General features: G+C 41.0%; 1 protein-coding gene. It reads left to right on the forward strand.

All coding sequences use genetic code 11. The annotated features are described in order from the left end of the window. On the forward strand, positions 1 to 400 hold a 400-nt coding region (locus ACWIX0_RS14260), incomplete at both ends, for a hypothetical protein (RefSeq protein ID WP_454174625.1).

A 400-nucleotide genomic window follows, 5' to 3' on the forward strand; every position in this document is an offset into this window, starting at 1 on the left:
GTTTTTGGGCTATGAGTTTATGAATACTGATACGGCTTTGCGTGGCAACTCAACAACCGTGCGCACAAACTCTCTACAAGCTGGGCTAAACTATTTCCAAACATTTTCTATTACGGGCAAAGTGATGGAAGGCTTTATCAAAGCTAGCCTTAGAGGCAGTGTGGATTTTCCAGATTTTCGCATACAAGAAAATGGGTTTAATATGCGACTAACATCTAATGACAAATCCCCGCTCCCGCTAATATACAATGTCGGTGCGGAAGTCAAAGGTGGGGTAACTTTCTATCAATTTAAGCGAAATAGCTATGTAAGCCCTGAAGTATCTCTAAGCTATGATGTGCTAGGCTCAAACGCGACAATGATAGAAAAGCCTAAAGTCAATGCTTTTGGTAATAACCAA

The organism is Helicobacter sp. T3_23-1059 (genome assembly GCF_053654515.1).